Here is a 12429-nt window from a genome sequence, read left to right on the forward strand (position 1 = left end):
GTTCTTCCCAGATAGCAAAGGCCCCTGTGCCTGCACCTTGACGGCGAATCCGACTGAGATGGCAATGACAAAACCACGTTCGAAGAAGGCTCTTTACATTGGCCTGCCGCTGGCCCTGGCGATTGGCGCCGGCGCCGGCTTCCTGGCCTGGGACTACTGGTTCAGGGACAACCCCGGCTACCCGGTCAAGGTGATGAAGCAGGCAGAAGAACTGCAGGAGCGCATCCTCTCCTTCGACAGCCACATTACCGTGCCCCTGGATTTCGGCAGTGCCGGCAACGAGGCCGACAAGGACGGCAGCGGCCAGTTCGACCTGGCCAAGGCCGGACGCGGGCGCCTGTCCGGCGCAGCCCTGACGATCTTTGGCTGGCCGGAAATCTGGAACGGCCCAAATGCCCCTCATCGCCCAACGGCGGGCTTTGTCGACGCCGCGCGTAATGAACAGGAAGCTCGCTACAAGATTCTCACCGGCATGGTCCGCGATTTCCCCAACCAGGTGGCCATCGCCCACACCCCGGAAGAGTTCCGCCGCCTCAATGGTGAAGGCAAGTTCGCGGTGTTCCTCAGCATGCTCAACGCCTACCCGCTGGGCACCGATCTCAACCAGCTCGATCTCTGGACTGCCCGTGGCATGCGCATGTTCGGTTTCAGCTATGTAGGCAACAACGCCTGGTCCGATTCCTCGCGGCCACTGCCGTTCTTCAACGACACCCCGGATGCCCTGGGCGGGCTGTCCGACCTGGGCCAGCAGGCCGTGCGCCGGCTCAACGATTTGGGGGTGATCATCGACGTGTCGCAGATGTCGAGCAAGGCCCTGGAGCAAGTCAGCCAGCTCAGCCGCGCGCCCTTCGTCGCTTCGCACTCGGCGCCCCGGGCCCTGGTGGATATCCCGCGCAACCTCAGCGACAAGGAAATGCAGTTGATCAAGGACAGCGGCGGCGTGGTGCAGATCGTCGGTTTTCCCACCTATATCCGCCCCCTGAGCCAAGCGACCCGGGACAAGCTCAACGCCCTGCGCGCCCGCTTCGACCTGCAACCCTTGACCGGGCTGGAAATGGCCCTGATGCCCGGCGACGCCATCATCACCGTGTGGCCCGAGCAGCGTTTCGGCGAGTACGCCGGCGAGCTGTACAGCATCGTCGAAGCAGAACCCAAGGCCACCCTCAAGGACTTCGGCGACGCCATCGACTACGCGGTGAAGAAGATCGGCATCGACCACGTCGGTATCAGCTCGGACTTCAACGACGGCGGCGGCCTGGACGGTTGGAAGGACGTCAGCGAGGGCCGCAACATCACCGCCGAACTGCTGCAGCGCGGCTACAGCGAAGCAGATATCGCCAAGCTCTGGGGCGGCAACTTCCTGCGAGTCTGGGAGCAGGTGCAGAAGTCCGCCAAGCCCCTGGCCAACCACTGATCCTCCCCTTTTGCCAACCAGTGAAATGAGCTCATGACCGATCGCCGTACATTTCTCAAACAGGCCGGCATCCTCGCCGCCGGCCTGCCTCTGGGCGCCGGCGCCCTGGCAGCGTCCGGCACTAGCGCTAGCGCCCCGGCGCCCACGCCCAAGGACCCATGGGCGCAACTGCGCCTGCTGTTCGATCAGGACCCGAACTACCTGCACTTCTCCAATTTCCTGGTGACCTCGCACCCAAGGCCCGTGCGTGAAGCCATCGAACGGCATCGCGCCAACATCGATCGCAACCCCGGGCTGACCATGGACTGGGACCTGCAGGAACCCTGGAAACGCGAAGCCGAAGTCCGCCAGTGGGCAGGCCGCTATCTGCAATCCAAGCCTGGCCAGATCGCCCTCACCGGCAGCACCAGCGAAGGCCTGGCGATGATCTATGGCGGTATTCACGTAAGGCCCGAGCAGGAAATCCTGACCACGGTGCACGAGCACTACGCCACCGATTACAGCCTGGAATACCGGGTACGCAAACAGGGTACCCAAGTGCGCAAGATCAGCCTGTTCAAGGACCCGCACCGGGTCTCCAGCGATGAAATCCTGGATTCGATCAAGCGCAGCATCCGCCCCAATACCCGGGTCCTGGGCATGACCTGGGTGCAGTCGGGCAGCGGCGTGAAACTGCCAATCGGCGAGATTGGCAAACTGGTGGAGGAACTCAATCGCCAGCGTGATGAACCGCAGCAGATCCTCTACGTGGTCGATGGGGTCCACGGTTTTGGCGTGGAGGACTTGAGCTTTCCCGACATGCACTGCGACTTCTTCATCGCCGGCACCCACAAGTGGATGTTCGGCCCCCGCGGTACCGGGATCATCTGTGCCCGCTCCGAGGAGCTCAAGAACGTCACTCCCAGCGTGCCGACCTTTTCCGAGGACAACAATTTCGGCACCAGCATGACCCCCGGCGGCTACCACGCCTTTGAACATCGCTGGGCCCTGGATGAGGCCTTCAAGCTGCACCTGCAACTGGGCAAGGCCGAGGTCCAGGCGCGCATCCACGCCCTCAACAGCTACCTCAAGCAGCGTCTGCAGGAGCTGCCCCAAGTGGAGCTGGTCACTCCCCTGAGCCCCGAGCTGTCGGCGGGTTTCACCTTCTTCCGGGTCAAGAATCAGGACTGCGACAAGGTCGCCGCCTACCTGATGGCCAATCGGGTGGTGGTCGATGCCGTGGACCGCGATGTGGGCCCAGTGATCCGTACCGCGCCTGGCCTGCTCAACGACGAACAACAGATCGATCGCCTCATGGACCTGTTGCGCAAAAAGGTTTGAAACCGCCCCTCCTTGCGCCCTGTGTCACTTTTAAAAAGAGAGTCATGATGAAACAGCATTCACTGAGTACCGCCCACCGCCCGGCCCTGGCCAGCCTCTCGCTGGCCCTGCTGCTGAGCCTGTTCCTGCCGACCGCCGCCCAGGCCGCCGCCTCGCCCCAGCCGGGCAAGGTGTTCAAGGACTGCAAGGACTGCCCGGAAATGGTGGTGCTGCCCGCTGGCACCTTCACCATGGGCACCCCCGCTGACGAGGTCGGCCGCCAGGAGGATGAGGGTCCGATGCATGAAGTGACCTTCGCCAAACCTTTCGCCATCGGGCGTTTCCAGGTCCTGGCCGGCGAATGGGCGACCTACCTGCGGGAAACCGGCTACCGCATGCCCGACGGCGACACTCGTCCCGGTCGTGAATGCAAGGCCGGCAAACCCCGCTACGAAGTCGGCCCGCGCCAACCGGCGGTGTGCATGGACTTCAACGAAGCCCAGGCCTACACCGCCTGGCTGTCCAAGCGCACCGGCCAGCATTACTTCATCGTCAGCGAAGCCATGCGCGAATACGCGGCCCGCGCCGGCAGCACCGGTCCCTTCCCCTTCCCTTTCGACGAGGGCAAGGAGTACAGCATCGCCAAGCACGCCAACACCTACGGCCCGGAAGACGGCTTCAGCTTCACCTCGCCAGCCGGTTCCTTCCCCCCCAACGCCTTCGGCGTCTACGACATGCACGGCAATGTCTACGAGTTCACCCCCGACTGCTGGCATGAGAACTATGTCGGCGCCCCCACCGACGGCAGCGCCTGGACCGAGCCCAACTGCAGCGTCCTGCAGATGCGCGGCAACGATTGGACCGAAGCGCCGATTTTTTCCCGCTCAGGCAACCGCAACAACATCTACCCCACCGATCGTGGTGACTGGCTGGGGTTCCGGGTTGCCCGCGACCTTTGACCCTTCCCCTCATCGACTGACGGAGACACACAATGAAAGCAGCTTTGTTCACCCTGTCGCTAAGCGACGGTTCCACCGCCAGTGTGCATGACGCCGAAGAGAATCAGGGCAGCCTGCACACCGAGGGCTTCGCGGCACTGACCTTTCGCAGCGATGGCGAACTGATCGAGATCAGCGGCGAGATTGCGCCCAACTATCCGGCCAGCGCGCTGCTGGCCCTGCTCGGCGGGCATTTCTGCTACAAGAAAAAGTCCGCCCTGGTGCGGGTTCGCCTGCGTGCCAGCCGCGACTTTGCGGTGTCGGCCATTCGCCAGGGGGTCTTTGACACCTTGCTCAGCGCGGATGCCCACCAGGTGGAACTGCAGTGCCGACGCAGTACGTTCTGGCAGCACCCGCTCCCCTGGCTCAGTGCTCCGGCCAGCGCCCACACCGCACCCTTCTACCAGTTCAGCGGCGAGAAACGTCACCCACAACGCCCGCCGCTACCTCAGGGCGAGGTGTACCGCCGCCGATTGCCGGGGCTGAACACCGAATTCAGCCTGCGCACCATCGACCCGGATCGTGACCTGCAAGCCTTCAACCGCTGGATGAACCTGGAGCAGGTGGCGTTCTTCTGGGAGCAAGCGGGAAGCCTCGACGAGCATGCCGCCTACTTGCAAGACATGCTGGCAGACCCACGCGTCCACCCGCTGATCGGCTGCTACGACGACGAGCCTTTCGCCTACTTCGAAGTCTACTGGTGCAAGGAAGACCGCATCGCCCCTTACTACGACGTGCAGGACCACGACCGCGGCTGGCACGTGGTGGTGGGCGAGAACAAGCACCAGGGCATCGGCAAGCTCAAGGGCTGGTTCAATTCGCTGATGCACTACATGTTCCTGGATGACCCACGCACCCAGCGCATCCTCGGCGAACCGCGCATCGACCATGACCGGCAGATCGACTTCCTCAAGTCCCAGGGCTTCGGTCACTTGAAGGACATCCAGCTGGCCCACAAGAAGGCTGCGCTGCTGCGCCTGGAGCGCGAGTTCTTCTTCGATCGGCCACTTTGACCTGATCGCACGGTCGCTGCAGCCACCCTGCAGCGACCGGCGCATGGCCCAACGCATGGCCTGCGCTAAATCCCCCCAGCGCCACTTCGTCTTCTCTGCAACGGTCTTGAGTCAAGCCCCGCCCCGAGCGCGACAGCCTCCTCAAGCCTGGCACTGAAGCAATTAGCACTGCACGCCGCGCAGCGCTGTGCACCCCGGACCATTGCCCGTATTTCGATCTATTCCAGAGGAAGCGCACCAGATGAACCCGACGGCTGCACCCCGCCCCCCATGCACCACCAACGCCAACCGCCTCTCACCCGCCCTTATCCGTGCTTGAACCAGGAGTCATCATGAACAGCCCTCCGCGTAGCCGCAGCGCCATCCGTGACCTGCTGGGCCTGCTCAAACCTTTCTGGCCCACAGTGGCCCTCTCGATCGTGCTGGGCATCATCGGTGGCCTGAGCATCACTGTCCTGCTGGCGACCATCAATCAGGCCCTGAACGGCGCCGACGGCCTCAGCCGCGGCGTGGTCCTGACCTTCGCCGGGCTGTGCCTGCTGGCGCTGCTGTGTTCGATTCTGTCGGACATCGGCAGCAACTACGTCGGCCAGCACATCATCAGCAAGCTGCGCAAAGACCTGGGGGAGAAAGTCCTGAGCGCGCCCATCGAGCAGATCGAACGCTATCGCAGCCATCGCCTGATCCCGGTACTGACCCACGACATCGACACCATCAGCGACTTCGCCTTCGCCTTCGCGCCACTGGCCATTTCCCTGACCGTGACCCTGGGCTGCCTGGGTTACCTGGCCTTGCTCTCATGGCCGATGTTCCTGCTGATGCTGGTGGCCATCGTGATTGGCTGCAGCGTGCAGTTTGTCGCGCAGACCAAGGGCATCAAGGGGTTCATGGACGCCCGGGATGAAGAGGACAACCTGCAAAAGCACTACAACGCCATTGCCGACGGCGCCAAGGAGCTGCGCATCCACCGGCCGCGACGCAACCGCATGTTCAACCAGCGGATCAAGCACAGCGCCGAGCACATCTGCAACAAACAGATCGAGTCGGTGAACATTTTCATTGTCGCCAAGACCTTCGGCTCCATGCTTTTTTTCGTGGTCATCGGCCTGGCCCTGGCCCTGCAGTCCTTCTGGCCCAACAACGACCGCGCGGTGATGAGCGGTTTCGTCCTGGTGCTGCTGTACATGAAGGGCCCCCTGGAATTGCTGATCGGCAACCTGCCGATCGTCAGCCGGGCACAGGTGGCCTTCCGCCGCATCGCCGAGCTGTCGGAGCGCTTCTCCTCGCCCGAACCGCACCTGCTGCTCAGTGAAACCGCGACCCAGCCCCAGGTGGTGCACAGCCTGGAACTGCACGATGTGCGCTATGCCTTTCCTGCCGTGGAAGGCAGTGCGCCCTTTGCCCTGGGCCCGGTGAACCTGCGGATCAACCAGGGCGACATTGTGTTCATCATCGGCGAAAACGGCTGCGGCAAGACCACTCTGATCAAGCTGCTACTGGGCCTGTACCGACCCCAGGAAGGCGAGATCCGGCTTAACGGCGGCGCGGTCACCGCCGAGACTCGCGACGACTATCGACAACTGTTCACCACCATCTTTGCCGACTACTACCTGTTCGATGACTTGGTCCAGGGTGGCGAACAACTGCCCGAAGATGCCGAGCAGTATCTGCGGCGCCTGGAGATCGGGCACAAGGTGAGCATCCGCGACGGGGCTTTCACCACCACCGACCTGTCCACCGGGCAACGCAAGCGACTGGCACTGGTCAACGCCTGGATCGAGGAGCGCCCGGTGCTGGTGTTCGACGAATGGGCTGCTGACCAGGACCCGACCTTCCGGCGCATTTTCTACACCGAGCTGTTGCCGGATCTCAAGCGCATGGGCAAGACCATCATCGTTATCTCCCACGACGATCGCTATTTCGACATTGCCGACCAGTTGGTTCGAATGGAGGCAGGCAAGGTCAGTTGCGAACTCGAACCCGCCTGATTTTTTACGTATCGGCTTTCCGGTTTTCGGGAAGTCGAACGTCTCATAGTAAGTTTGAGAAACATTCACATTTAAAATGAATTCCCATTGCCGCTTTAATAAGAGCAAATGAACATGCCAGCACCTCTTGGACTCACCCCCCTTAAAAAAGCCCTGCTCATGCGTCATGCGCTGCGGCCGAACTTGCGGTCGTATCTGCTTGGGGCCGTACTGGCGCTGCCTTGTGCCGCCCAGGTACAAGCCCAGCAAGCCAACTTCGATATTCCTGCACAGTCCCTGGGCAACGCCCTGCAGACGTTCGGCCAGCAAGCCGACCTGCAGGTGCTCTACAACCAGGACAGCGTTCAGGGCAAGCGCAGCACGGCAATCAAGGGCTCGTTGCAACCCGACCAGGCCCTGACACAGCTGCTACAGGGAACCGGGGTGACCTACCAGCGGCAAGGCAACACAGTGACCCTGGGGCAAAGCGGCGGGTCCGTGCAGTTGGGGACCACGAACATTTCCACTCAAGGGCTGGGGAGCACCACCGAGGGGACCGGTTCCTACACCACAGGGCAAAGCAATTCGGCCACTCGTCTGGACCTTTCGCTGCGCGAAACGCCACAGTCGGTGAGCGTCATCACCCGCCAGCAAATGGATGATCAAGGGCTGACCGAACTGGCGCAAGTCATGCAACAGACCCCCGGTATCACGGTTAACCGCGAGAGTTCCGAAGGCTACGTGTATTACTCGCGGGGCTTTGAAATCCAGAACTTCCAGTACGACGGCATTCCCAGCCTGGGCACCGACGGCGGCAACATCCGCGACAACTACAGCATCGGCAATACCCTGATCTACGACCGCATCGAAGTGCTCAAGGGTGCCACCGGCCTGGTCAACGGCATCGGTTATCCGTCCGGGGTGATCAACATGGTGCGCAAGCGCCCAACTCGGGAATTCCAGGGCCACATCGCCGCAGGCGCTGGCTCCTGGGACCGCTATACCAGCGAAGTGGATGTCTCCGGCCCCCTGGTAGAAGGTGGTGCGATACGCGGGCGGATGGTGGCCGGGACCGGCAAGCGCAACAGTTTCATCGACTATCAGAAAGGTGAGCAGAACGTCTTCTACGGCATTCTCGAAGGCGACCTGAGCGATTCCACCACCCTCAGCGTCGGCTACGACTACCAGAAGAACAACAACGACGCCACGACCAACACCAGCTTGCCGGTGTTTTACAAGAACGGGAATCGGATCAAGTTTTCCCGCTCCACCAACCCGGCTGACAAGTACGCCTACCGCAACCAGGAAACCCAGCACGCCTTTGTCGGCCTCGATCACCAGTTCGACAATGACTGGACCTTCAAGGCGACGGTCAATGCGCGCAAATACACCTCGCGGGAAATCATCGCCGGCATGTCGAGCGAGCACGTCAACCTAGACAACAGCCAGGACTATGGCTACCTGCCGCCGGGCGGCGTGACCAACTTCGACTCCAACAGCGACGAGAAGTCCTTCGATGCCTATGCCAAGGGTCCGTTCGCGCTGTTTGGCAGGACCCACGAACTGGTGTTCGGCTACAACTACTCCCATGCCACCACCATGTCCAAACGTACCGATGGCACCAGCTCCAGTACCATTGACAACGTACTGAACTGGGATAACAGCGAACCCTATCCAACTGACTGGGCCTGGTGGTCGACCTTCGACGTGAAAAGCACACAGAAGGTTTCCTACGCGGCGGTCATTCTCAAGCCCACCGATGCCCTCAACTTCATTCTCGGCGCCCGGGTCAACGACTACGACTGGCAGATCGATCGGGTCAACGCCCTTCGCCAACTGCCACGAATCTCCACCACCAATTCCGGGGAAGTCATTCCCTATGCCGGCGTCACCTATGACCTGGACGACCACCACACGGTCTATGCCAGCTACACCGACATTTTCAAGCCGCAGCCCTACAACCTGGGAGCGGACGGCAAGCCCCTGGACCCGCTGACCGGGCAGAGCTACGAGGTGGGGATCAAGGGTGAATACTTCGACCGTCGCCTGAACGCCAGCATGGCATTGTTCCAACTCAAGCAGGACAACCTTGCCGAGAGCAGTGGCGTCATGGGTGTCGACGGCTTCGAGGCCATGCGTGCGATCAAGGGCGCTACCACCAATGGCGTTGAACTGGAAATGGCAGGTGAAGTGCTGCCGGACTGGAACGTCAACGCCGGCTACGTTTATCAGGAGTCCTACGACGCCAAGAACAAGCGTGTGGCGACCACCCAGCCACAGCATCTGTTCAAAGTCGCCACCACCTATCGCCTGCCTGCCGAGCTGAACAAGGTCACCGTGGGCGGCAACATGCAATGGCAGAGCGCGACCTCGTTCGTCGACGACACCTTCACCGATGCCGCCTACAATCCGCTGCCCAGCCACAAGTTCACCCGCTCAAGCTACGCGGTTGTGGGCCTGATGAGCAGCTATGACTTCAATCAGAACCTCAAGGCCACGGTCAACCTGAACAACGTCTTCGACCGGACCTATTACAGCGGTATCGGCACCTACAATTCGATCTACTACGGTGACCCGCGCAACGTCATGTTCAACGTCAAATACAGCTTCTGATTCGCCCCAGTTGAACCCCTCCCTGCTCCGGTCACCGGGGCGGGGATTTTTTTGTCCGCAGCGCCAGCATCGACCTGATGTTTCGCCCTCGGTCTTCGGCATACGCATTGGTATTGGATTTTCGTAGGAGCCGGCTTGCCGGCGAAGAGGCCCGCAAGCCATTCAGCGTCTGGGCTGACGCCTTCGCTGGCAAGCCAGCTCGAGGAGCGCGAACGCCAGTAGTGTGTGTGAGCCACAACAGAATTACGTCGCGCTCTGGTAGACGGCCAGTCACGGATACTACGCGGATCAGGTGTTTGAATTGTCCAGGGCGAAGGGATGTTGCTCAGGGGACGGATGCAGTCATGGGGCTCTCTACCAGGATTGGTGACGAATCGCGAACGATCCTGAGAAGAGTTGGCAGCGGACCTCCTGAATAGCTTACAGGCCCGCGTGCCGTGGTGTTCACGGAAAATTATGCAAGGGGGTGAATGGTTACGGCTTTTGGCGAATGGAGATCCTCACGTTGTGAAACAGGTGCCCCGCGTGAAGAGCACTTGCGGCCGGCCACCTGTAACAAGAAGTCCGCCCGGGAAGGCTGCCCAGCTTAGGGCCAGATGCCTCTTCACTTTGCCCTTCCGTTGCCTGAAAATAAATGAGAATCAGTAGCAATAAAATTATGCACAAACGCATATTTCGATTGCGTAAAGCACTGGTTATACGTACAGTTATTTTGTGCCTTGGTAGCGCATCCAGCTCGAAATGAGTAAAGGCGCTGCAGCACATAACTTCGGAGCGCCCTGTAGGGATGTCTCTGGAACAAATTAATGCCAACGAGCCATGTAATTTAGCATGAGGCAGTTAGCGGCGCAGGTATGTATATATGTCAGGGTCAGCTTTCGAACTAGAGTTCACGATTCATCCAGATAGGCAACAAAACTATGGAGTTGGCGGCGGTGGTGGTTATGGTGAAGGCTTACGCCGAGGAAGGACCTCGACTACAGGAATCGACCTAGCGGACAGATTACGTGATGAGTCGGAAGGATGGCCAAGCATGGACAGCTATAAAGATCTTTCTCTCAACGTTTGGAAAATTGTTCCACTTCAACTCACAGAAGCATTTTACGATATAAAAATTAGTGCGAGAGAAAACAAAGAAGGCATTGAAGGTAAAGTTAGATCTGAGATCGCTGCAGAGGGCGGCCCCCCCATCCCAGGCAATGAGAATTCATTTGACAAATCAATAGCTACAATCAACAAACTCATCAAAAAAAGACAAGGAGCTCTAGAAGACAATCAATATATCTTATCCACGCTACCGCCGAGAAAATACACCTCAATCTCTATCGAAGAAATAATGAATGAAATCGATCTAGCAACTCGCAGCGATGACGATGCTTTTAAAGAGATCCTAGACCAGATGATTGATGGCCTCACAGCAGATCTCAACATTGAGCTTCACTCCTTAGCCATTGAAGCACTTGAAAAGAAATTGGCCGAGGCAATTAAAGAGAAGGCTAAGATTACAACCGTCCCTCCAGCTCCGGTCGGCGTTCTAATAGACGAAAACCTCAAGGAGGCTAAAGAACGGTATAAGTTCTTCAATGGAGCCAATGCATTTCTTTTAGGTTGGTTTTATACGAAGGTAAAAAATAAAGGAGACTGGGACTACAAACAACGTGGCAGTCAATACCAAGAGTTTGGAAATTTCAATTATGGTGCCACTGGAGAGGCTGCTGGTATCTCCACAGAAATACTGCTGAGGGCAGCGGGAGCTGCGCAATCAGTAGCTGGTACTTCCAGCGAAGAGTTTGGAAAATGGTGGGAAAGCGCGCCTTATGGCGATGACCCGATGGATCAAGAATGGATCAAAGCTGGGATTGAGTATGCAAAATCAAAAGGCTACTAAGTGGCTGGTAGGAGTACTGATTATTATTTGCCTTGGGCAAGCCCTGTATATATACGGCTCTACTCAAAACTCTCCGGAGCCAACAAAGCTTGTATCCACTACATTAATAGGAGAGCGAGGGGCAATATACGAGATACTTTCTGACAATGGAGGGGCGACCGTACCGCTAACCTATAACTACTACCTCATGAACGTACAAATTGATGATAGTACAGCATTAGTTAAAGCAAAAGACTCGCGCCCGTTTCTAACCACAAAAAGCTCAGGCGCCATTCAAGAAGTCCTTCCTGGAAAAGTCAAGCTGAAGACTACCGATACAGTATTCAACTACAGCAGTATTGGATACTATAAAGTTGACGAAAAGATCAACATTATCAATTTCGAAATTGAAGCCACCATGCCATAAAAAATGGCGACATAACAACACCGGCTTAGGCCGGTATTGTTTAGTCAGTTATGACTTCACCTATCGCTGATATCTAGCACCCAAGACATCCCCATTAATCACCCTGAGCTACTGCAGGTTTTTTTGTAGCCGCCCGCTGTGTATCCATGTCTTTGCACCACGATTGCTGCACGTAGAACGGCTGCACTTCAATGATACCAAATGCATCGAAATAACTGACTTGCAGAGCCTCGGTTACCGACTCGACCACTTTGCCTTCCCACTTAAAGTAGTTCATTGGGGCAAGTTCCCCTTAGAGGCTTGGTTGCTGCGAACCGAAACCGGGAATGATTACCTGGGCCGGAGTTTCATCGGCCTCTAATTACAGCGCTGCAAGCGCCGGTTGAAAAACGGCACGAATACTCGCTGTTGCTCTGGAAATATGTAGAGCTCATAGACCGTCAGGCCGAGGCCATTAGGGATCGAAACCCAATGGGTGGAGACGGGGCGGCTCAATGCGCCGCACGAAAGCCCGACCCGCAGCACAGTGTAGGGACGCGCCCTGGCTATAGCTCTTTAATTGGCCCTGAGCTTGGCCAACCCTTGGCATACCATTTCGCCTGCGTAAATTCCGGAGTTCGTCAATTGGCGCACCCATGCGTTCCGACGAGGCGACCAGTTGAAAGCGTTGCGCTTGAGCAGATCACGAAAATTCTGTTCAGGCTTGCCATCAAACTCGAACATAACCCGGTTTTCCTCCACATCCTCGCGGTACGTGTAGCCCTCAGTTTCGACCTCGACCGCCCACGACTGCGGCACGCCTCCAGCTCCGCGATGCACTTTTTAAAAGCG

The 12429-nt window shown here is 58.6% G+C and carries 10 protein-coding genes; 8 read left to right on the plus strand and 2 right to left on the minus strand.

Annotation, left to right across the window (positions count from 1 at the left end; all coding sequences use genetic code 11):
- Positions 1–64 precede the first annotated feature (64 nt).
- The 8 genes from pvdM (at position 65) to AC07R1_RS10240 (ending at position 11598) form a co-directional block, all read left to right on the plus strand.
- Positions 65–1414, plus strand: a complete 1350-nt coding sequence (gene pvdM, locus AC07R1_RS10205; RefSeq protein ID WP_123397513.1) for a pyoverdine-tailoring dipeptidase-like protein PvdM — start codon at positions 65–67, stop codon at positions 1412–1414.
- A 33-nt stretch (positions 1415–1447) separates the two neighbouring features.
- Positions 1448–2734 (plus strand): pyoverdine-tailoring periplasmic protein PvdN, encoded by a 1287-nt coding sequence (pvdN, locus tag AC07R1_RS10210; protein ID WP_495110492.1) that lies wholly within the window; start codon positions 1448–1450, stop codon positions 2732–2734.
- Between the two features lie 47 nt (positions 2735–2781).
- The gene (gene pvdO, locus AC07R1_RS10215) at positions 2782–3672 is read left to right on the plus strand and encodes a dihydropyoverdine dehydrogenase (protein ID WP_123397515.1); all 891 of its coding nucleotides are present in this window, start codon (positions 2782–2784) and stop codon (positions 3670–3672) included.
- A 32-nt stretch (positions 3673–3704) separates the two neighbouring features.
- Positions 3705–4724: a GNAT family N-acetyltransferase gene (locus AC07R1_RS10220; protein WP_053152876.1), complete on the plus strand. Its 1020-nt coding sequence runs from the start codon at positions 3705–3707 to the stop codon at positions 4722–4724.
- Between the two features lie 332 nt (positions 4725–5056).
- Positions 5057–6712 (plus strand): cyclic peptide export ABC transporter, encoded by a 1656-nt coding sequence (locus AC07R1_RS10225; RefSeq protein WP_495110493.1) that lies wholly within the window; start codon positions 5057–5059, stop codon positions 6710–6712.
- A gap of 159 nt (positions 6713–6871) precedes the next feature.
- Entirely contained in the window at positions 6872–9304 is a 2433-nt protein-coding gene (locus AC07R1_RS10230) for a TonB-dependent siderophore receptor (protein ID WP_053152882.1), read from the plus strand.
- A 1033-nt stretch (positions 9305–10337) separates the two neighbouring features.
- Positions 10338–11192, plus strand: a complete 855-nt coding sequence (locus AC07R1_RS10235) for a polymorphic toxin type 44 domain-containing protein (protein ID WP_495110494.1) — start codon at positions 10338–10340, stop codon at positions 11190–11192.
- Positions 11170–11598, plus strand: coding sequence for a hypothetical protein (locus AC07R1_RS10240; protein ID WP_148053578.1), 429 nt, complete (start codon positions 11170–11172; stop codon positions 11596–11598). The genes AC07R1_RS10235 and AC07R1_RS10240 overlap by 23 nt, the downstream gene beginning before the upstream one ends.
- Positions 11599–11692: 94 nt before the next feature.
- Here the strand turns inward: AC07R1_RS10240 and AC07R1_RS10245 are convergent, their stop codons facing one another.
- On the minus strand, positions 11693–11875 hold the full coding sequence (locus AC07R1_RS10245; RefSeq protein ID WP_495110495.1) for a hypothetical protein: 183 nt from the start codon (positions 11873–11875) through the stop codon (positions 11693–11695).
- A gap of 278 nt (positions 11876–12153) precedes the next feature.
- Positions 12154–12396 (minus strand): hypothetical protein, encoded by a 243-nt coding sequence (locus AC07R1_RS10250; protein WP_495110496.1) that lies wholly within the window; start codon positions 12394–12396, stop codon positions 12154–12156.
- Positions 12397–12429: the final 33 nt, after the last annotated feature.

The sequence above is a fragment of the Pseudomonas sp. GW821-FHT07F01 genome, assembly GCF_059418825.1.